Below are 20,444 nucleotides of genomic sequence, written 5' to 3' on the forward strand. Positions count from 1 at the left end.
TATGACGTTTAGCGCAGATGTGGCGGGGCTTTACCGTTTCCTGGCGCAGCAAGAAGCGAAAGTAATTGCCGGAGCTATGTCCGGATTACACGACGCTACGGACCGTCTGCTCGCGGACTCCCGCAACGAGGCGCCGTTAAAGACGGGTACGCTGCGGATGACGGCGGGCAAGCGCGTCAAGAACGAAAACGGCCATATCTACGGAGAGGTATTTTATTCCGCAACGGAAGAAGCGGGCGGCGTTCGCTTTAACTACGCGCTGCGCGTTCACGAAATGGGCGAATACAAGAATCCGACTACGCCCGGTACGCGTCCGAAGTTCCTTTCGCGGCCGCTGCGTACGAACGAGCGGCTATATCAACGTTTTGTAAATGACGCGATAAGGAGGGCGCTAAGATGACGGCAGGCGGCACGAACGTCGGCGAAATACAGGCGCGGATTACGCTTGAGATGGCGGAGTTCCGGCGTCAAATGGACGAAGCTCGGCGCAGAATACGCGAGCTTGAAGGCGATACACGGCGCGGCGCTGACGGATTTCGTGATATGGGGAGCGCGATTGCGGGGCTCGCGGCTGGCGCGGGATTATCAAAGCTAGTTAACGAGATGATGCGCGCGGTCGAAGCGGCTACGAAGTTGCATTCGGCATTCGCGGGACTTAACGCGGTTGCGAAGGGATTCGGCGTCCAGACGAAGGATGCGCAGGCAGCCGTAGAGGAACTGTCATCGCGCGGATTCTTATCGTTGACCGAATCGGCACAAGCGTTTAAGACGGCGCTATCGACCGGCCTCAGCCTCGAAGAAGCGAAAAACCTGATTAACTCGCTTGCGGATTCGGCGGCATACGGACGGCAGTCGTTCTATACGATGGGCGGCGCTGTCCAGGCGTCACTCGACGGTATCAAGAACGGTAACTCCGTGCTCGCGGATGCGGTCGGCGTAACGAAGAATCTCAGCGTTATGCAGAAGGAATACGCAGCCACGATCGGAACAACCGTTGGCAAATTGACGGATGCGCAGAAGACACAAGCAGCACTGAACGGATTTATCCGCGAGGGTATTTATTACGTCGGCAACGCGGACCAGGCGATGCAAGGAATCATCGGCAGTCAGGCGCGCTTTACGCAGGCTACGAATAGCGCGACGGTCGCAATGGGCGAAGCGTTTACGCCAGTCGTACAGAAAGCGCTCGATACGCTGACACCGCTGATCATTGAGCTCGCGGATTTTACGTCGGCAAACGCGGAACTTGTATCCGGACTCGCTACGGGAACGGCCGGAGTACTTGCGTTTATCGTTGCGTTGACGTCCGTTAGCGCTGCGTTAAAATTGATACCGGCGCTATTTACCGCAATCAAGACTGCCGCCGCATTCCTCGGACTGTCGACGGGACCGCTTGGCATCGCGCTAGTAGCGGTCGGGGCGCTGGCTACCGCATTCGGCGCACTAACCGCAGCAAAAGCGCGCGATAAAGCGGCGACAGAAGCGATGCTCTCCGCGCAGAAAGAGCTTAACGAATTGCTCGCGAAAGCGTCAATTGACCGGACGGCGGCTGATATCGAAACGTTGAAATCGAAGACAGAGGAGCTCGCGCCGCTGCTCGAAGAACGCGCCCGCCTGCAGAAGCAAATCAACGAAATCGAATCCGCGCAAGAAGCCGGAACGTGGATGCCGGAGATGTTCGGCCAAGCGATGGACGTTAACGAAGCGCTCGGCGAACTCGACGTTAAACTCGAAGGGCTCGGATATACCGGCGTAGAAGACGCGACCGCTAAACTAGCCGAAATGAACGCGGTAGTTAAACGCGGAACAATCGCGCTGACTGAGCAGGATAAATCGGAAGCGGCCGCAATCGCCACTAAGAAGCAGACGCTCGTGCAGATGAGCGCGCTGGCTAACGAGTTTAAGACGCTGAACGCGGCTCAAACGCTGGACGCAGCGCAGAAAAACCGCCTCGTTGACGTTACGGAGAAACTGATCGATCAGTATCCGGAGCTTAACGCACGTCAGGGCGAAGACGGCCGTATCCGTGCGGATAATATCGACGTGATCATATCGCAGATTAATACGGATAAGCGCTTTACGGATATGGCGGCTGCGAACGTGACGGCGCGGATACGTAACTTCGGCAAGGAATCGGAGGCGCAGGCCAAGTCGGTACAGGCGCAGATTACGAACCTTACGAAGCTGAGTAACGCGCTCGCCATCGTATCCGGCGCGAAGGCTACGTCTTTTGCGGATGACGTCGCAGCACGTGAAGCGGACAGATTGCGTAAGACCTCCGGCAACGTTGGCGATATCGTTACGAACGGATTACTCACGCAAGCAGCAGCGGCCGGGGCGAAAGCGGAGGTTGACGCCAGGGTAGACGCAGCGCTTAAGGATCAGCAGAAATACGCCAATGTCGCGCGAGAAATGGAGAAGCTGGCGAACGAGGTCGAAACAGGCTCGCAGGATTTTACGAAGGACATTATCGCGCCTGACCCGGAAAAAGGACCGAAGCCTAAAAAGGAAAAGAAGACGAAGTCAGCGGCGGAACTGGCGGCCGAAGCGCGTAAGGCTGCGTATGAAGCGGACTTGAAGACCGTGCAGTTTCAAGCGGACTTTTACGATATGACCGCCGATAAGCAGATCGCGAAATATGAAGAGTTGCGGAAGAAGCACGCGACTTTTCTCAAGGAATCCGTAGACGACGCGCGGACACTCACGCTGCAGCTTAAGCAGCTATCGGAAGACAGCGTTCAGTCGCGTTATGATTTCAGCGCTACGTGGATCGACGCGGAAGAAAAGCGCATGGAGGACAGCGGCAAGACGGAGCTCAAAATCGCGGAGATGAAGCTCGCAAGCTGGACGCGTCTACGTGATCGCTACGCTAAGGACTCGGAGCAGTATAAGGCCGCCGATGACCAACGCCGCCAAGCGCGAAAGGACGTAGCGACCGCAACTGCAGCGGAAGCCCGCGACCAGTACGAGGCATCGGCGAAATGGATCGACGCGGAAGATCGCCGGATGACCGACGCCGGCAAGTCGGAAACGGAGATCGCGCAGATGAAGCTCGCTGCATGGACTCGCGTGCGTGACCGCTATTCGAAGGATTCGGAGTATTACGCCAAGGCAGACGAGCAGCTCTATCAGACGCGCAAAGATATCACGAAGCAGACGGTCGCCCTCGCGGATGATCTCGTCAAGGCGCAGAAGGACGCAATTAAGGAAGCGAAGGAAGCGGACCTCGACGCGATTGACCAGCGTAAGAAAGCGGCGCTTGACGATTATGACGCGCGTATTGACGCGATCCAGAAGCTACGCGACGCGAATAAGGATCTCAACGCGGACGCCGATTACGAGACGCAGCTACGCGAAAAACGCACTCGGCTGGCCGAATTACAATCCGCAGTCGGTCCGGAAGGAATCGCGGAACGAGACACGCTACTCAAGGAAATCGAGCGGATGCAACTCGAACACGACCGCGAGATTACGGATCGTACGCTGGAAACGCAGCAGGACGCGCTTAAATCCGAAAAGGACGCGAAGGGTAAGGCATACGACGCCGAAAAGGCCGCAGCCGAAGCGCAATACGAGTCGCTGTTAAAAGCGTTCGATGCGTATAGCGGCGATATCAAAACGGTCGAGGACGGGATCGCAGCGTACCGCGTCTCGTCCGCTAATAGTGCGAATAGCGCGATCCTAACGGAGCTTGACGCCTTCATCACGCAGTATAACGCGAAGATGGCTACCGTAAAGACTGCGCAGGCGGCCGCGCAAAAGGACGTAGACCTGCGGGAGTACAACGCGAATAAAACCGCCTGGGAAGCCGCGAAGAAGGCCGGTAACGCTGCGGAAATGGCGCGGCTAAACGCACGTAACGAGGAGCTGCGTAAACTCTACGGAATCGACAAGGATACCGGCGCATTGCAGGCGTTTAAAGACGGTGGCATCGTAAAGGGCGCGGTAGGATCAGCGGTTCCAATCGTAGCACACGCCGGCGAAATCGTGCTTAATCCGCAGCAGCAATCGGCGCTATTCGATATGGTCGCGAGTCCACGTGTAGCAGCGCAGGCTCCGGCGGCTCCTACGTATATTACGAATAACATCGACATGGGCGCGGAAGAGGTCGTGCTTACGGATAAGGCGGATATCGCGATGTACTACGATGAGAAGACGCGCGCGGCTCAGCGGCTGCAAGCGATGGGGGTGAAGGCGCTATGAGTACGTATGACGTTGCGGTTAATGGCGTTTGGCTATCGGAGCACGGGGCTGCGCTTCACGAGCGGCGGCTCCCGGTCCTTCCGGAAACGGACGATAACACGGTCAAACTCGCAAATACGGATGGTCTCGTAGACTTCGGCGCATCTTACGGAGCGCGTCCGATTGGCCTGACGTTTGAAATTACGTCGAGCGCTGCGGAGTATCACCGGACGCTGGCGTATCTGGCGCGTACGTTTAACAGCAAGCGCGGAGAGATCACGCTAGAGTTTGCGGATATGCCCGGCAAATATTACGTAGCGACATACGCGGGAACGCTCCAACTCGGCGCGACAGGCAGCCGCTTAATCGACGTAAACCTGCGCATGAACGATCCGTGGCCGGTGGGACCGGAAGTGATTACGGAGTTTACGATAACCGCGAGTCCAACGGCGGTCGAGATCGAATCGGAAGCGGATGTACGCGCGCGGCCGGTAATTACGATGTCAAATAACGGAGTAACGACCGTCCACGGATTTACGATAACGAACGAATACGAATACCAATAAACGAAGACAGCGCAGAGGTTTCGGTCACTATGGCCGGAGCCTTTTTGCGTTGATCTAACGGAGGAGAACGAATAAATGGCGATGCAAATTTCGAATTATCTGAGCGCTATCCTACTGAACGCGGCTCTGCGGAATACGGCGTTTACCGGCCCGGCTACGGTCTATATCGCGCTATACACATCCGATCCTACAGCGGCGGACACGGGAACGGAAGTCAGCGGAGGCTCTTACGCGCGCCAGGCGGTAGCATTCGGAGCACCTACGCTCGTTAGCGGACAGCAAACGGTGAGTAATACCGCCGAGGTCGTATTTCCCGTTGCTACTGCGGATTGGGGCCTTGTAACACATATCGGATTAAGAACGGCGTCGACCGGCGGTTCTTTGCTGTGGACGAAGGCGCTCGATAATCCGCGCACACTACTCGTCGGCGACCGTCCGAGATTCGCAGTATCGAGTACATCCGTTAAATTCACGCAGTAATTACGAGAGGGGAACGAATAGATGGCGCAGATGGAAATGTTTCCTGCAGCGGCAAATTCGCCAGCAACGGAATTAACCGCAGCTATTACGGACGTACAGACGACCGTATCCGTACTCGACGCGTCGAAGCTACCGGACGCTCCGAATATTGCGACGATTGGCGTAGATGAGAGCGCGGAGACGGTGCGATACGAAGGCAAAAGCGGCAATGACCTGACGGGAGTTACGCGCGGATTCAGCGGAACAGTGGCGAAGGCGTGGGCGATAGGGAGCGGAGTGGCGCGGTATTTTACGGCGTACGATGCGGATGCGCTGCGGGAGAATGTGGCGGAGCATAGCGCGGAATTAGTGAGCGTTAGTGAACAGTTGACGGAGATAGTGCAAGTGAACGTAATGCGTTTGCCGCCGCCTTATGTATCCGCAGTAGGAGACGGCGTGACTGATGATACAGTAGCAATTCAAAACGCACATGACCTTCTTGTAGACGGCGGAGAAATATTCTTTCCAAATGCCAAGTTTAGAATCACCGGTGAGATAGTTATTTCAAAAAACGGCATTAATATTAGGTCATATATGCCTATAACTACATCAAGTATATACTCCATCTTTAATGATGGGCTGGGCTATGCATTTAGAGTTACTGGCGCAAAAGTATCTTTCAATGGAATTAATATTCGAGGTAATGGCGGAAGCGTTGGTGCTGGCACAACCAATAATTATGGAATCGCATTAGATAACTCGTTTGAATTAACAATATCCAATACCGCGATACACTTCTCCAAAGGTGGGGTGAAAGTACTTGGCACATCGTGGGCGGTAAAACTAGATCACTGTGTGTTATCAGACAACCTAGAAGACGGCGGAAACTCAGTATCAATTGGATCGGCTCAGACTGGGAACGCCATGACCTTTACAAAATGCACTATCAACAATAACGGCAGAGACGGAATTAGATGGGCAGCGGCGAAACTCCTGGTATCCGGGTGTGATATCGAAACTAACAAGGGATCAGGTGTTTATCTCGATACTACTCCCACGTCGTTCGGGATTTTTTCTCCTACAATCATTGACTGTTATATCGAGGCCAACGTAAATGGTCAGATCAATTGCTATACATCAGGAACAAAAAAGATTCTTGGATTGACAATACGAGATAATTACATCAACACTTCATTGTCCACAGGGTTGACAGCTTTAATTAATTTGGATGGTGACGTAAATGACCAATACCTGTATGCCGACATCGGAAAGAATTACTATAATATTGCTGGGGTTTATGTAACGGATTATGTTAATGGGCATGACAGGTTATCCAATTCATGTAAAGTTTCGGTCACAGGTGAGGCGCTTGATGCTAAGTTCACAAACCTTGGGCGAGCGTGCATCATTAAGTACGGAACTTCATCAATCTGCTTGTCCGGGTTCACACAACAAAAAGGCATTCCCTGGGCTACACCTTTCAAATCAGATAATATTACGGTTGATACTGTCGGATATTTTCACATGAGCATTCCGCAACGAAGCTATCTCTACCGGATTAAGACATTCATTGACACTGATAGCACAAACTACAATTTTACGATTACTCTGTATAAAAAAAGCACCTCTACGGATGCGGCGGCTAGTGTCATTACTTCATATACAAGGTCTGCTCAGTCCGGCGATTTACTTGCGAACTTTCTGCTTCCCAATGCTGTGCCGTTCAGGCTTGAGGTTGAGTACACCTACTATATAAAAGTGGATATCGACTTAGTTACCCCAGGAACATTTCTTTATATAAATGACCTGTTCTTGGAATACGTATAGACCGATGGCTGTTGCGCGGAATACCGATTGCAGAAAAGTATGTTTCATTAAAGGAACTGCAATCGGTATATTTTAATTAATCGTCACCAGTGGAGTATGTCCCATATAAAATAGTATGGGTCATATCCAGTACCATTCAATGTAACGTAGTTGTATAAGATGAGAAAGAACATTAAGCCGCAAAGATAGATTCCTTTTAGTGCGTTGTTTTTTATTTTTGAAAATATTAAAGGAATCAACAGCAATGCATACGGCGCAAAAAACTCTGATATCCGCTGAGTCAGTTGAACTTTTAATCCTAAAATGCTAAAAAATGCATAGAAGATTACAGCGTTCATCCAGATTTTATTAATGGTATTGTTCAAATCTATTTTCTTATAATTAAATAGACAGAATATCATAATCATAATTGGTAAAAAAGCGTTTTTAAAAGAAAATCCAGTCGTACCGTATACATTATTTGTGTAAACTGAATAAAAGGCTCTTTGAATGAACGTGATTATCGAATCTAAATAAAGTGTCGACAAGACCAAAGCAAGTGCAACAATAACCAGGTTTTTAAACTTGATTTTTAAATTGAGTATGAAGAAGAAAGGTATCATAATCAAAGAAGACTTGTGAAAAAATGCTGCTAGTATTACCACTAGACAATATTTTAGAAGTTTCCTATCGTATAGAAACTTAGACCCTGCAAAAATAATTGAAACCGCTAGTATTTGGCGCATTGTATTGAACGAGGTATAGTATGAACCTACAGTAACAAACATTATAACGCTTAGGGAGACATAAATAGAGTATTTTCTGATTTGAGAATAAAATCCGTATAGAGTAACAAACGATACAGTGATAAATAAATACAATGGATTACTGGTAAATAATCCAATTAATCTGTTCAGAAATATGTAGCCTTTTTCTTGAGGGAAACCAACACGAAAAACATCAAAAAACCCATATTGATTATATCTCTCAAAAAGATATACGTAGTTAGTATAATCGGTGGTGAAGGAACCTCTAAATGAGGAAATAGCAAGGAGTAATGTAAAACTAAGAATAAGAAAGACGTGAGCGGAAGTTTTGTTTCTGTGAGTGTTCAACTTATCTTTTGAATTGATGAGTTCAAGAACAGCACCTGAAGCTATTATCATTAGGTTTACAAAAATATAAGTTATCATTTGAATTCCTTTCATTTAATTTCATTTTGCTAAGTATGTATATAAATATTATTTTCACACGGCAATTAGTATTTTAGCATAATAATACACAGGGATGTTGGTTTAATTGAAGATTCAGGAAATTGTGATGATATTTAAAATCCTCACAAACGAAAGAAGTGATTTCATGTTAAAATGAGGGAAAAATACGGAGGTTTTACATGAATTCGAAAGATAATAGCGAGTATCACTTTGAAGAGAGAAATTATATTTATATATTAAAGGCTCTCGCATTGGTAAGCATAGTATCGGCCCATTCAGTTGGTTTCACTTCAACAGCGAGTCGGTTCAATCAACTATCATCTTGGCTTCTCGGTCAGATCGGCAGTATAGGTGTTGGTGTCTTTTTCCTCGTCTCAGGTTTTTTATTTTACAGAAATAGTAGAACTATTGGCAATTTCTTCCGAAAGAAATTTATAACAATCGTCGTACCTTGGGTCATAACTGGGACTGCGGTCTACTTGTTACTCGTCATTAGGAATAACGAACAAAGCTTGAGTGGGTGGTTTAATTTCTTACTGGGTAATGGGAGCTACTTATATTATCTAACTATCCTATTCGTTTTCTATTTGATATTTTTCTATACTGCTAGAATTCAAGTGTTTGTTGCAAGTACTATTATTCTTTCATGCTTAAGCATTGTTTTCACTGCTGCAGGGTATTTGGAAGGTATAAACCCATATCTAAACCCACTTAATTTCATTTGTTATTTCAGTGTAGGGCTTTTAATTGCCCACAATAATTTGCTGCAAAAGATGGTCCGTCTGTGCTCAGACTACAGATTATTCTTGTTTCTGGCATACTTAATTTTGTTGATTATAGTTGGGATATTAAATCTATCGTCTGGTTATTGGGGGACGGCTACACTTGTTTCACAACCGCTCTCCATTCTTCTAATTATGGGAGTTGCTTCAATGAATTTCACTGATAATAAGCGAATAATTAATTTAGGCAGAGTGTCTTACAGCGTTTATCTGTTGCATCTCCCAGTAGCGGGTATCATTACGGTGGTTTGCAATGCTTATGACTCATTAGGTGTATTTACACTATTCAGACCAGTATTGGCGATCATTATTACAGTATCGCTCATCACTATCTACAAAGTAGTAGGGGCTAAACTCAAAATAAACAAACATACGAATCCGTTAATTGGTTTATAGTCGGAGAATATTGCGCACCAACTCGCACTCCCACACGCAAGCCCTTCGCAATCACGCGCGGGGCTTTTCGCGTTACCCAACGCTACTCTCACGAAAGGAGATGCACGCCTATGTCGTTTCACAGCGCATTCAACCGCGCGCCCTTCAATCGCCCGTACGTTATCCAGGCGTATTTTAACGTTACAATCGCATCTATGACGGACGCCGCCGCGCGCCTAAACGCTGACTTCGCGGTCGGACTCGTTTACGAATCGGCTACGGAGTTTAACGGAGCCCCTACGCGCGATATCCCGGCGGCAGCTACATTCGCCTCGGCTACGGAATTACTCACGCAGATGATCCGCGAACGATTCCACGCGGCGGGCCTCGCTTCCTCAACGCAGCTAACCGCACACGTCCGCTATATGCACGTCGATTCGCTCACGTTTACCGGCGATTTCGATCCGGGCGATAAGCTCGTTATTGACGTTAAGCGCCAGAAGATTACGCTAAACGGAGTCAACGCGATCCACTTGCTCGACGGTGACTTCTTCGAATTGGGCCTCGGCCTCAATACGGTAACATACGCGGATAACGAAGCGGCCCGCGAAATCTTAACGCGCATTACGCACCGTGACCGCTATCTTTATTAATCCGGAGGTGAACGAATGATTAACGCATTGCAATCGTACGACCGTTTCCGTAAGCGCATCGGTATCCTACGTGACGCCTACGATATCATGCGGACGCGCCGAACCAACGCAGATTATACGCTGACTTTCGCCGTCCCGCTGACGTCCGATGACTTCCGCGATAAGTTACCGCTAAAAGGTCACGTAATGGATGAGCGCGGCCAGTATTACGTAATTAATAGCCGCCAGCGCAACCGCGACGACCGCAAGCTAACCGCGCAGATATCGTGTTCACACGTAATGTTCAAACTCGCGGATTATAAGTTCCCGTACGCCTCGTACATCGCGGAGGGCTACGGAATCCACATAACGCAGCTCACGTCGCTAATCGCAGCGGCTACGGGCGCCGTTTTTTCTATCTCCGTAGACGACACGTTTGACCTCGCGGACGTCAAAGCGTTCGGTGGCGGTAACTGTCTCGAAGCGCTGAACGCAGTCCTCACGCTCTATGGCGCGGAAGTCGAGCCGGATAACTTTACGCTACATCTGCGGAAAAAGATCGGAAACGCTGCGTCCGATTATCACATCGCTCTCACGCGTAATCTTATAACCGCAGCCTTTACGGACAGCGCGACGTCACTTTGTACGCGCCTATTCGCGGAGATGAAAGACTCGCGCACATGGATCGGCCAGCCTGCGTCGATACTTACGGCGGACGAACAGGCGCGGCTACTCGCGGTCAATCCGGGCGCAATCTCCGGCGGGTTGCTGACCGTGAACTATCTCGTATCTCCGTATGCCGCTGCGTGGGCCAGCGATACCGTTCCGTTTTATGACGATCTGCTGACGGAGCAGGACGTTACCGATCCGGTGAAACTCGTAGCGGCCGCGAGAACCCGGCTAGCCGAACGTGAGGTCCCGGCGCTTGAGGTTAGCGTATCGGCAGCGGACTTATTCAAGATTGATACGCAGGAAGCGCGGCCTGGCCTCGGCGATACCGTCACACTCGTTGACCCGGCGCTCGGCTTAACGTCCATCACCGCGCGAATCACGGAAATGACGGAGTATCCGTATGCGCCTGATAAGCACACGTCACTCACGGTAGCGAACGTAATGCGGCGCGATTATACGCAGATCATTGCGGACTTGGAGGCGGGACGGCGCGCGATTGAGAACGTGTTTAGCGGCGGGCGTATTCGTGCGGAAGTATTCGAAGAGTTCGCGAGGCTGGCGGTCATTGAGATCAACGAGAGTAAAACGGAGGTTAAATACGATACGCGCGGGATCGTATTACAATCGAAGGTAGACGCGAACGACCAAGTCATCCTAACGTCGAACGGTATCGTTATAACGACGGACGGCGGTGCTACGGCGCGGACCGCGATTACGGCCGGATTTATTAACGCTGAGGTAGTATCGGGGCAGCTCGGTAGCTTCGTGAGTCTCGTAATCGGCAGCGGAAACGACATCGTTAAAATAAACACGAACGGTATCAGCGCAGGTCATGCGGATTTCGCCAGCGCGCCTTTCCGCTTGGATATGGCGGGCAACGTCGTGCTTAATAAGCTGACCGCTAACTCAGCGAATATCCTATCATCGAATTTCACGGATGGCGCGATTGTCGGATCGTCGATTAACGTAGGCGGCGGAATGTTTACCGTGACGTCCGGCGGGATTATGAGCGCGGTTGACGGGAATTTTAGCGGAGATATTACGTCGTCAACGATAACCGGTTCGACGATACGCACATCAACGGCGACGCGGCGGATCGTGCTCGACGGCAGCGGTTTCCGTTCGTTTGATAGCTCCGGTACACGGCGGATATCCATCGAAACAGACGACGACTTCGGCATTCAGGAGATGCGCTATTACGGACCGGACGGGTCGTATGGCGGCGGCATCTCCGGAAGAAACGGCGGAGGGTTTAGTGTGGCCGCCGACAGCGTTATATACATCGGAGGGTCAACGGTTGTGCTCGGCGGAGACATCGACCACCCTACGTCGCTTATCGCGGTAGGAGACGGCGTAGGTACGTTCGACTTCAACTATGCGAGCGTTATTAACTTGCCGGCGCTGGACTCGTTAGCATCGGACGTGGCCGCGTTATCCTCCGACCTTAGCGATAAGGCTAACCGCTCGTCCGCCGCTACGAATATGACGTTCGATCCGACTACGCGTAATCTTAAGCTATTCAGCATGACGGGCGCTCAGCTCGCTATTGTAAACATACCGTAAAGGAGACGTTGTCACATGAAAGCACGCGCATTACTCGAATTAACCGTAGACCTCGCGAATCCATCCGCTGAGCTCGCCGCAGCTATCAGCGCAGTCCTCGGGTCAATCGCGCCAGACCGACGCGAAGCAGTCTTACGCAGCCTTGACGAAGAGATCGGCGTAGCACTCGCGGGCCTCACGCCGGCAGCCGAATAAACAAGCGATTATACAACGCAAAAAAGGAACGGCGATGCCTTCGCACGTTCCTCCGGCCGCGAGCGCAAGGTTGCGCGGCTTAGCGTTAGTATAACGTAAATATAAGCGCAAGGGAAGTGAGCTTTTGCACAAAGCGCAGCTCTACCGCATCTTAATCGTAGTAGCAATCGTAGTCACGTTCGGGCTCAGCGTATTCGCCGCGTTTGTTGCGTTAAATAACCGCAGCGAAGCGCCGGCCCCTACGAATACCAATACGAATACAATCAACGTTAATAGTCCGCCCATACAAGCGGTTAAGGCGGTCGCATACACGCCGGGCCTGCCGAATATCAACCGCTGCAGCCGCGAGGCTCTCGTAGCCCTGCCGGACATCGGCGAAGTGTTAGCGGATCGAATAATCGCGGGGCGGCCGTATCTGGATATCGCCGAGCTCGACCGCGTTGACGGAATAGGACCGGGAATCATCGCAAGTATTAGCGGAAAGGTGGTAGCGGAATAGTGGAAGCAACCGGAATATTTACGACGGCTATCGAGCTCATGCGCGAGGGGCTGTGGATGCCGCTGGCCGTCCTCGTAATCGGCGTGCTCATATGGCTCATGTTACGCGCACAGCAGGCGCAGATTAACGCAAGCAGGGACGACGCAACGAAGCGCGAGCAGAAGCTCATGGACTTCGTCGATACGAATAAAGCGGAGGCCCAAGCGCGAGAAGAACGCTTAATGGAGCACCTTACGAAGACGGACGAAGCGAACGGTAAGATCGCGTCAACGCTTGAGCGGATTGAGCTACGTATGCAATACATTGAGCAAGCGGTTAATATAAAATAACGGAGGTTTACGTGATATGACGTTAACAATCGAACAGGTACGCACGAAGTCCGCAGCGAAGATCGCCGGGCTTATTCCGTGTGTCAAGGCTGCGGCCGAAGCGTTAATCGACCGGTCCTACGCGGCAGGCATTCCGATTATCATCGTACAGGGATTGCGTACGATTGCGGAACAGGACGCACTTTACGCGCAGGGGCGTTCGAAGCCGGGCCAGATCGTAACGAACGCAAAAGGCGGATACTCAAATCACAACTTCGGCGTAGCGATTGATTTCGCGTTGCTGACGAACGACGGCCGCTCCGTCTCGTGGGATACGAAGCTAGACGGAAACCGTAACGGTAAAGCGGATTGGAACGAAGTCGTTGCGATTGCGAAAGCGCTCGGCTTTACGTGGGGCGGCGATTGGAAGACGTTCGTTGACCTTCCGCATTTTGAGATGACGTTCGGCCTGAGTACCGCAAATTACCGCGCAGGCAAGCGGCCGACGCAGGCGCAGACAGACGCGGTAATCGCGCTAATTAAGGCTCACGCCAGCGGGCCGAAGAAAGAGGCGAACGATGTGATCGTAAATAAAGCGAACGTAGTTATCGACGGAGTGAAGGCGAAGGACGGCGTACTCATCGACGGAGCGGTATACGTTCCGTTGCGCGAGGTATCCGATAAGCTTGGCGCGGCCATCACGTGGGACAACGTTAGTAAGACCGCGACTATTACGAAGGAGGCGAAATAATACGATGAAAAAGCGCTTAATGAATCCGCTGTTCCTGACGGCCGTTGCGTCACTCGCGTATCAGCTGCTCGTTAAATACGGAGCGGCCCCGGAAGCTGGCGTGTGGCAGGCGGGCGTTGATATCGTGAGCTATACGATTATCGGCGTAGGTATTTACAAAACGTTCCCAGCGGACGATAATAAAGATAACGTAAAATAACGGAGGTCGAACGTATATGATAATCGTATTCCTCGTGTTCTTCGCGGTGTTCTTCGTGATCTTGCTGCCGATTGGTATCGTTAATCAGCGCAAAAGGGAGCACGCGGCGCAATCCGCAAGCTGCCCGAAATGCGGACATGACGCGAAAGTGTACGCGGATAATACGGGCGCATGTCCTACGTGTCGTGCGAAGCTTATACGTTCGGCGAGCGGCGGGCTTATCGTAAAGTGACGTAATGAGGCGCGGTCCTTGCGGAGTGATATCCGTAGGGGCCGCGCCTTTTTTGCGTTTGCATATGCGCCATAAATACGCTAAACTATTAGAAGCTAAGCGCACAGTATTACGTACTCTGCGTAGGGCATATCGAGTAAATGAACGGACAGGTCCTCGGGTAGCTGGCGGACAGGTAAACGTGATAATAGCGTAGGAATGCGGGTTTAATCGTGCTTTTAACCAACGTGGACTTAAAATCCTGCGGTGGGTGACCACCGTACGGGTTCGACCCCCGTCCTCGGCACTAATATTAATAGAGAAAGACGCATTCTGCTGAATGCGTCTTTTCTATACGTACAGGTGAGAAACTGCTTGCAGGATAGAAACAGTGTACAGCAAATAAACAGCATACAGGATAGAAACAGGAAAATGGCAGTTAAGTCTCACACCTGTTTTATCTTATGCTTAAGACGGAAAACCAGTCAGTGAAGAGCATGAATGGATTATGGAGATATTAGCAAAAGAAGGAGCAAGTTAAGGCTCTATTTAATGAAATTTTATGAGTGATGTCGAATAAGAGGTGCAGTGCCCACAATAAGGGTGTTTAACCGATTTGGACGGTGAAGTAGTCAATTTTGTTCAAAATGATTCGTGATAATCCAGATGAATTGGCACATGCAGTCCAATGGACTCCTTACAGTCGAGAGGAGTATTACACGGCTTACGAGTCCTCTAAAGAACTGGACGAAATGGAGCGTGCGGGGCTATTTCTGGTCTGGTGCTGGATGGCCAGGAGTGGAAAAACTTCTGCCCGTACTGGATGGAAGCAACAATATTTGTATCTAGAAGTCCGAATAATAGAATGCCAGACCAATGGGTTAAGGTTCCCGGTAGAATTATGGCTGTGACGGACCGGCTAAAGGGAGAACAGAAAAAGTAGTAGCCAGCTCTATGCATTAGATAATCGTCCGGGTCCAGTTATTCTCAGTGGTTAAGATCACTTGATGTATATCAAAAGATCTTAAAATCAGTTCGTTCACGAAACCAGACAGATATATGGCAGATCCCGCGCATTCCAGGGAATCAAACCATACATCCTACTGAGAAGCCGATAGATATGATGAAACGGATCATTGAGAACAGTAGTGAGGAGGGAGGAGGGGGAGACAGGGAGTGGAGTGGTGCCTTAAACTGCAGCTACTCTAAATCGGCGATGGGATACTTTTGAAGTGAAACCAGGGTGGTATGCAGTTTCTATTGAGCGACTAAGGGCATGCGATACTCTTAGTATGCTATAAAAATTAATTTTTTTGGTAATTGTGATTAAAAGAATAGTCACATACGGTAACCTAAATTTATTTAGCTATTTGGTTATTTATATAATCCAGTATTTCTTTAGAAGGCTCAGCTTGCATTTTGATATAGTCGCTTATCAGTGTATTACTTGAATCAGTATAGGAAATCTTAACATAAAGCTCCGTGAAAACTTCAGTCACGGTCGTGTCTAATAAAGTCTTATCTAGAACAAACGCACGATATAAACTAATCCCGTTAGTATCGCTATTGGGTGAGTAATCAATTTGTTCCTCATTTAACGCATTACTAACAAAAACATCGCTAGTATTTAGTTTAGTGAGCATATCAGGGTTTAAAGAAAAACTCATCATTAGATTTCTCATTTGAACCTTTGGTTTCTTTACAAAAATTTCATAAACTATTCTGTCAGCATCTTTATCAGCAGCAAGGTTTATTGTAGCTGTCAGTTCATATTCCGTTGGAAGTGCAGATGTAAATGAATTATTTTGTTCAATATTTTTCATTACATCATCTAATTCAATGGTATAGTTTTTCGTATATCCTTTACCGTCTATTGTGGCAGGAGGATTTAACTCTGTTACATTAGTTTTATTATCACAACCTGATGATAAACTCACAATTAATAAGGAAAGAATTAATAATGTTAACTTTTTCAAAGTGACTACCTCCAATGTTGTTATGCAACCACCCTATTCAATATCAAATAAATAGGGTGGTTTATTTTGTTAACTACTGTTATAAATTATCAATTATTTATCCATTCCTCAGTTGTGTGCTTCTTACCTTGGAGGTAATTATTATATGCTTGAGTTTGAATATATGTATCATTGTAATAATGTGCAGCCGATTGTACTTTTATTGCTGAATAGCCTTTTGCAGGTACGAAATCCTTAACTCCTTGACGGCTATTTTTGTTTTTATCCCAATAAATCGCGTAATAATGTTTATAGACATTTCGATTGGTGCTTTCAAAGAGAGTATGCCATGCATTTGAATACCATACTTGACCTTGTTTTGTTGGATAAGTGTACGATACTAATGTTTGTGCTGTTGCAACTTGGGTTGTATCAATAGAAGACATTACTAAATCTGCTACACAAGTCACAACTGAATAAAACGTGTCGATAATACTTGTAAATACAATTAAAGTTAGTCCCTTCACTATATTGAATATCCCTGATTTTCTATCCTGTTGTGCGGGCTGTGCATAAGAACCATAGGTGGTAAGCACTACTTTGGTAGCTCCTTCACCTGGATCAACTCCCTGAGGAGAATACTGCAAATCTGATTTTGAAACGGTAATTGGCAAACTGTTAATGTCAATTATATCATCTTGTACTACGTATTCATTCTGTTTCGATAGATTGAAATCCTCAATACTCAACTGATCGGATATATCAGAAGGAGACGCAAACACCGACATAGGTCCGCTAGCGGTTAATAAACAAAGTGTACTAAATGCAATAATAGTCTTCTTTAATTTTAAATTCATTGTATTACTTCCTCTCTAATTTTAGATGGTGTAATTTTCTATAACTCCTTTCATTGGATTGATTGATTTATTAATGGTTTTAATTCCAATTAATAGTTTAAAAATACTACGCAATATGTAAAAATAATGTGATATACATCTCTATATTATAAAAAATAGTAAATTATAGTATTTTATTATCAAAAATGTAATTAATGATTCGGTTTTAGGTGATTTTTGTAATAGTTTAGGTGGTTTTAGAATGTTATTTTACTGGTCCGCTAGTATTTTTGTCTGTAATATTAGTGGATAATTCCGAAAGTTACTGAGATTTAATGCAGTTAGGTGTTTCTGTTGAACTATAACGCCGCGAAGCTAGCGGGATTGCCTGTCAGGAAGTTGCCAGATATATTGACCGTATTCTAGCAAAGGAAAAAGAATATCTCCGTGGCGTTGGTTAACTTCTGCAACAGGCCGCACCGGAAATATCCTATCATCAATAGACATGGTCAATGTAACGGAGTGAACGCTGGTTGAAAAGGTCCCCGGTGTTTCTCGTGAGGGGTGTGGAGGAGGTGCCCTGCCCTTGTTGCACAGATAAACTAGAAATTATTGGTATCCGGGAGCGGAAGGTCCGGGGTGTGGCGGTGAGCTGCGCCGGCTGGTGATTCGCAGACTCTGGTGTGGGGCATGCCGCAGGATTCACCATGAACTCCCGGATCTACTCCTTCCCTATAAACGATACGACTCCCAGTGTATCGAACAGGCGGTCACGGAGCCGGAGGCGTCCGTGACTACCAGCGCGGAAACCTCGACGTTACGGCATTGGAAGGGCTGGTTTCGTATCTCTCCATTTACTTTCTTCTTGCTTTGCAGGTGCTGGAGACTCGGATCACTGGCGTTGCTCCTAGGCTCCCTGAAGTTTCGGCACACCTGCTGCGCCTTTCGCCCCCGCCTTTGCTCAGCAAGGACCCGGATGGCTGTCCAGACTTGTCCGCCCCGTCGTAAACGCCCATTTGTGGGTGCATACCCGTTGTGCCTATCTGTCCGCCCTGACTCTGCTGCGGTAGACTCTCCTTAAGTTCATTCCAGGAAGAGTCTACCCAACGATGAAAGACCAAAAGAAAGCCGAAGCGCTTGCCGCTGAGCAGATGCAGCTTCTCACTCCCCTGCTTGCCGAAGGACTGGACCCGGCCAAAGTCCTGGAGATGAAAGAACAGATCTGCAAGCAGACCGGACTCTCCTAATACACGCTACGCCGCTATTTGGCGAGTTACCGGAGCCAAGGATATACCGGTTTGAAGCCCAAAGCAAAAGGAGACAGCCTTCCGAAGAGACGATTCCCACCGCCGTGTTGGAGCAAGCTATTCTCTTGCGCCGGGATGTGCCCGGACGCAGAGTTGCACAGTCAGATACTGAAGTGGGAGGGGGGATTCTGCCAGGTCAAGTCAAGCGCAGCACTCTGCAAGAGAGACTGACCGCCCGTGGCTACAGCTCACAGCATCTGCGAATGTACGCAGAATCAGGGGTTGCCGTCAGACGAATTCAGCAGCGCCACCGAAACCAGCTCTGGCAGTCGGACCTCAATACGGGACGTATCTCCCCTTGGCGAAGACGGGGCGATGAAACAGGTATACCTTTATTAGCTAATCGATATGATGGTATAGATTTTCTTGATAAGGAATGTCATTTTCTTGTACTGACGGGTTTGTCCAGAGCTGCACATTTGCAAGAAAAGTTTTTGATGAATAGAATGGCTGCCTCGATTCTGTTTCACCGATAGAATTAGAACAAGGCTGATCCAAGTCGCTGGGTGTTGTACAAGAAGTGCTGTAGACTATGCCGCTATTTGTGTATTACGACAGGAATTGATAGAAGAGCTGGTTCCAATAAAAAAATCAGCTGAAGCCTTGCAGGTAATGGTTTGAATGGAGAACTTCGGTTAATGGCCAAACACCGGATCGACGACATCACCGAGCTTATTGAGAAATTAGGCCGGAGCCGGATTAATTTAATAAGCTATACCGGGAGACGGACTTGGAAACTTTTAAGCTGGAGACGCTGGTTAAGTTATATGATACGTTTCAAAGCAAGCTGTCAGAAACTAACACTCTATTCTTTTCCCATTTATCAAAGAGGCCCATGCACTCCCGCATGGGCCTCTTGCTCCATTCAATTCACTTCCCCCCACCCGGAATCGCAACCTCGTGCCCAACAGTTGCGGCCATGCGGGCTATCGACTTCGGGTCGGAATTTCTAACATTTACGTCGATACGAGGGGTGTATGCAGCTTCCAGCCTTTCTGCTTCTTCGTCGGATAGCTTGATCGAGAGAGCTTTGATCGCATCGTCAATATGACTGGTTTTGAGGGCTCCAACGATTGGGGCGGCAACGACGGGATTGCGATACAGCCAGGCAAGCGAGATTTCGGCGCGGCTGACCCCGCGTTCCTCTGCCACTTGGCCGATAGCCTCGACAATTTGTTGGTCGGCTGCTGCAGTTGCCTGATAGTATTGGGCAGCACCGGATTCGGTATCGGAGCGGGCCGTTTGTGCACCCCAAGGCCGGGCCAGGACCCCACGCGATAGCGGACTGAAGACCATGGTCTGAATCCCTTCGTCGGCACAGAGCGGGATCATCTCGTTCTCTTCCTCGCGGGCGATCAAGTTGTAGTTGTGTTGCATGGTTAGGAAGCGGGCCCAACCGTTCGCTTTCTGGAGATGCAGAGCCTTTGCGAACTGCCAAGTTCTCATGGTGGAGGCGCCCAGATAGCGCACTTTGCCCATTTTTACGAGATCATGGAGGGCTTCCAGTGTCTCTTCCCACGGTGTAAAAGGGTCCGCCCGATGAATCTGGTACAGGTCGATATAATCTGTTCCAAGACGCCGCAGGCTGTGGTCAATTTCGGTCATAATCGCCTTGCGTGAGAGCCCGAATGAATTAGGTCCTGAACGCATGGGAGCCCCCAACTTGGTGGCAATGACGACGTTCTCCCGTGTAGCGAAATCCTTGAGCGCTCTGCCGAGGCTCTCCTCGCTGGTTCCGTGCGAATACAGATTAGCGGTATCGAAGAAGTTGATGCCTGCCTCAAGTGCGTGTCTGATCACAAGGCGGCTGCCTTCCTCGCCCAGCGCCCAGCCAGGGTAGCCACTGAGGGGATCGCCAAAACCCATACAACCGATGCAGACCGGTGAAACTTCGAGGCCGGAGTGGCCTAGCTTAATATATTGCATACATAC

The 20,444-nt window shown here is 49.2% G+C and carries 19 protein-coding genes; 15 read left to right on the forward strand and 4 right to left on the reverse strand.

Annotated features, from left to right (window positions below):
• The first annotated feature begins 1 nt into the window (after nucleotide 1).
• From C162_RS34660 to C162_RS26060, 5 genes are all read left to right on the forward strand, one after another.
• Nucleotides 2-400, forward strand: coding sequence for a hypothetical protein (locus tag C162_RS34660; RefSeq protein ID WP_051493935.1), 399 nt, complete (start codon nucleotides 2-4; stop codon nucleotides 398-400).
• Nucleotides 397-4,203, forward strand: a complete 3,807-nt coding sequence (locus C162_RS26045; RefSeq protein ID WP_036699339.1) for a hypothetical protein — start codon at nucleotides 397-399, stop codon at nucleotides 4,201-4,203. The genes C162_RS34660 and C162_RS26045 overlap by 4 nt, the downstream gene beginning before the upstream one ends.
• Nucleotides 4,200-4,748, forward strand: coding sequence for a phage tail domain-containing protein (locus C162_RS26050; protein WP_036699340.1), 549 nt, complete (start codon nucleotides 4,200-4,202; stop codon nucleotides 4,746-4,748). The genes C162_RS26045 and C162_RS26050 overlap by 4 nt, the downstream gene beginning before the upstream one ends.
• A gap of 81 nt (nucleotides 4,749-4,829) precedes the next feature.
• Nucleotides 4,830-5,228 carry a phage tail fiber protein gene (locus tag C162_RS26055; protein ID WP_156949714.1) on the forward strand — a complete coding sequence of 133 codons (399 nt, stop codon included), beginning with the start codon at nucleotides 4,830-4,832 and terminating at the stop codon, nucleotides 5,226-5,228.
• A gap of 21 nt (nucleotides 5,229-5,249) precedes the next feature.
• Nucleotides 5,250-7,034 carry a right-handed parallel beta-helix repeat-containing protein gene (locus C162_RS26060; RefSeq protein ID WP_036699341.1) on the forward strand — a complete coding sequence of 595 codons (1,785 nt, stop codon included), beginning with the start codon at nucleotides 5,250-5,252 and terminating at the stop codon, nucleotides 7,032-7,034.
• Between the two features lie 83 nt (nucleotides 7,035-7,117).
• Here the strand turns inward: C162_RS26060 and C162_RS37675 are convergent, their stop codons facing one another.
• On the reverse strand, nucleotides 7,118-8,221 hold the full coding sequence (locus tag C162_RS37675) for an EpsG family protein (protein WP_036699342.1): 1,104 nt from the start codon (nucleotides 8,219-8,221) through the stop codon (nucleotides 7,118-7,120).
• Nucleotides 8,222-8,406: 185 nt separating this feature from the next.
• Between C162_RS37675 and C162_RS26070 the strand changes: the two genes are divergently transcribed.
• The 8 genes from C162_RS26070 to C162_RS36180 all read left to right on the forward strand — a co-directional run bounded on the left by C162_RS26070 (nucleotide 8,407) and on the right by C162_RS36180 (nucleotide 15,645).
• Entirely contained in the window at nucleotides 8,407-9,405 is a 999-nt protein-coding gene (locus tag C162_RS26070) for an acyltransferase family protein (RefSeq protein WP_036699343.1), read from the forward strand.
• A 110-nt stretch (nucleotides 9,406-9,515) separates the two neighbouring features.
• Nucleotides 9,516-10,037 (forward strand): phage distal tail protein, encoded by a 522-nt coding sequence (locus tag C162_RS34665; protein ID WP_051493937.1) that lies wholly within the window; start codon nucleotides 9,516-9,518, stop codon nucleotides 10,035-10,037.
• An 87-nt stretch (nucleotides 10,038-10,124) separates the two neighbouring features.
• Complete coding sequence (locus C162_RS26080) at nucleotides 10,125-12,251, forward strand: phage tail protein (RefSeq protein ID WP_235218532.1); 2,127 nt, start codon at nucleotides 10,125-10,127, stop codon at nucleotides 12,249-12,251.
• 319 nt (nucleotides 12,252-12,570) lie between these two features.
• Entirely contained in the window at nucleotides 12,571-12,945 is a 375-nt protein-coding gene (locus C162_RS35600) for a ComEA family DNA-binding protein (protein WP_051493938.1), read from the forward strand.
• Entirely contained in the window at nucleotides 12,945-13,274 is a 330-nt protein-coding gene (locus C162_RS26095) for a hypothetical protein (protein ID WP_036699346.1), read from the forward strand. Before C162_RS35600 ends, C162_RS26095 begins: the two co-directional genes overlap by 1 nt.
• A gap of 16 nt (nucleotides 13,275-13,290) precedes the next feature.
• On the forward strand, nucleotides 13,291-14,004 hold the full coding sequence (locus C162_RS26100; protein ID WP_036699348.1) for a M15 family metallopeptidase: 714 nt from the start codon (nucleotides 13,291-13,293) through the stop codon (nucleotides 14,002-14,004).
• 4 nt (nucleotides 14,005-14,008) lie between these two features.
• Nucleotides 14,009-14,203 carry a hypothetical protein gene (locus tag C162_RS26105; protein WP_036699349.1) on the forward strand — a complete coding sequence of 65 codons (195 nt, stop codon included), beginning with the start codon at nucleotides 14,009-14,011 and terminating at the stop codon, nucleotides 14,201-14,203.
• 1,232 nt (nucleotides 14,204-15,435) lie between these two features.
• A complete protein-coding gene (locus C162_RS36180) occupies nucleotides 15,436-15,645 on the forward strand; it encodes a DNA methyltransferase (protein ID WP_156949715.1) in 210 nt (69 codons plus the stop codon).
• A gap of 127 nt (nucleotides 15,646-15,772) precedes the next feature.
• On the opposite strand, the gene C162_RS26115 is transcribed toward C162_RS36180, so the two are convergent.
• Nucleotides 15,773-16,390 carry a hypothetical protein gene (locus C162_RS26115; RefSeq protein WP_036699353.1) on the reverse strand — a complete coding sequence of 206 codons (618 nt, stop codon included), beginning with the start codon at nucleotides 16,388-16,390 and terminating at the stop codon, nucleotides 15,773-15,775.
• Nucleotides 16,391-16,479: 89 nt separating this feature from the next.
• A complete protein-coding gene (locus tag C162_RS26120; protein WP_036699354.1) occupies nucleotides 16,480-17,226 on the reverse strand; it encodes a hypothetical protein in 747 nt (248 codons plus the stop codon).
• A 643-nt stretch (nucleotides 17,227-17,869) separates the two neighbouring features.
• Here C162_RS26120 and C162_RS37680 point away from each other — a divergent pair.
• Both C162_RS37680 and C162_RS36185 read left to right on the forward strand, forming a co-directional pair.
• Complete coding sequence (locus C162_RS37680; RefSeq protein WP_442792474.1) at nucleotides 17,870-18,286, forward strand: DUF6431 domain-containing protein; 417 nt, start codon at nucleotides 17,870-17,872, stop codon at nucleotides 18,284-18,286.
• Nucleotides 18,287-18,314: 28 nt separating this feature from the next.
• Complete coding sequence (locus C162_RS36185) at nucleotides 18,315-18,452, forward strand: hypothetical protein (protein ID WP_156949712.1); 138 nt, start codon at nucleotides 18,315-18,317, stop codon at nucleotides 18,450-18,452.
• 930 nt (nucleotides 18,453-19,382) lie between these two features.
• Here C162_RS36185 and C162_RS26130 read toward each other — a convergent pair.
• Nucleotides 19,383-20,438, reverse strand: coding sequence for an aldo/keto reductase (locus tag C162_RS26130; RefSeq protein WP_036699355.1), 1,056 nt, complete (start codon nucleotides 20,436-20,438; stop codon nucleotides 19,383-19,385).
• Nucleotides 20,439-20,444: the final 6 nt, after the last annotated feature.

It is taken from the genome of Paenibacillus sp. FSL R7-269, from assembly GCF_000517865.1.
Lineage (GTDB): Bacteria > Bacillota > Bacilli > Paenibacillales > Paenibacillaceae > Paenibacillus_AQ.

What these genes read in the sequence shown, in the direction of transcription:
- C162_RS34660 (WP_051493935.1), top strand. Translation starts at nt 2, where the DNA reads ATGACGTTTAGCGCAGATGTGGCGGGGCTTTACCGTTTCCTGGCGCAG.
- C162_RS26045 (WP_036699339.1), top strand. Translation starts at nt 397, where the DNA reads ATGACGGCAGGCGGCACGAACGTCGGCGAAATACAGGCGCGGATTACG.
- C162_RS26050 (WP_036699340.1), top strand. Translation starts at nt 4,200, where the DNA reads ATGAGTACGTATGACGTTGCGGTTAATGGCGTTTGGCTATCGGAGCAC.
- C162_RS26055 (WP_156949714.1), top strand. Translation starts at nt 4,830, where the DNA reads ATGCAAATTTCGAATTATCTGAGCGCTATCCTACTGAACGCGGCTCTG.
- C162_RS26060 (WP_036699341.1), top strand. Translation starts at nt 5,250, where the DNA reads ATGGCGCAGATGGAAATGTTTCCTGCAGCGGCAAATTCGCCAGCAACG.
- C162_RS37675 (WP_036699342.1), bottom strand. Translation starts at nt 8,221, where the DNA reads ATGAAAGGAATTCAAATGATAACTTATATTTTTGTAAACCTAATGATA.
- C162_RS26070 (WP_036699343.1), top strand. Translation starts at nt 8,407, where the DNA reads ATGAATTCGAAAGATAATAGCGAGTATCACTTTGAAGAGAGAAATTAT.
- C162_RS34665 (WP_051493937.1), top strand. Translation starts at nt 9,516, where the DNA reads ATGTCGTTTCACAGCGCATTCAACCGCGCGCCCTTCAATCGCCCGTAC.
- C162_RS26080 (WP_235218532.1), top strand. Translation starts at nt 10,125, where the DNA reads ATGCGGACGCGCCGAACCAACGCAGATTATACGCTGACTTTCGCCGTC.
- C162_RS26100 (WP_036699348.1), top strand. Translation starts at nt 13,291, where the DNA reads ATGACGTTAACAATCGAACAGGTACGCACGAAGTCCGCAGCGAAGATC.
- C162_RS26105 (WP_036699349.1), top strand. Translation starts at nt 14,009, where the DNA reads ATGAAAAAGCGCTTAATGAATCCGCTGTTCCTGACGGCCGTTGCGTCA.
- C162_RS26120 (WP_036699354.1), bottom strand. Translation starts at nt 17,226, where the DNA reads ATGAATTTAAAATTAAAGAAGACTATTATTGCATTTAGTACACTTTGT.
- C162_RS36185 (WP_156949712.1), top strand. Translation starts at nt 18,315, where the DNA reads ATGAAAGACCAAAAGAAAGCCGAAGCGCTTGCCGCTGAGCAGATGCAG.
- C162_RS26130 (WP_036699355.1), bottom strand. Translation starts at nt 20,438, where the DNA reads ATGCAATATATTAAGCTAGGCCACTCCGGCCTCGAAGTTTCACCGGTC.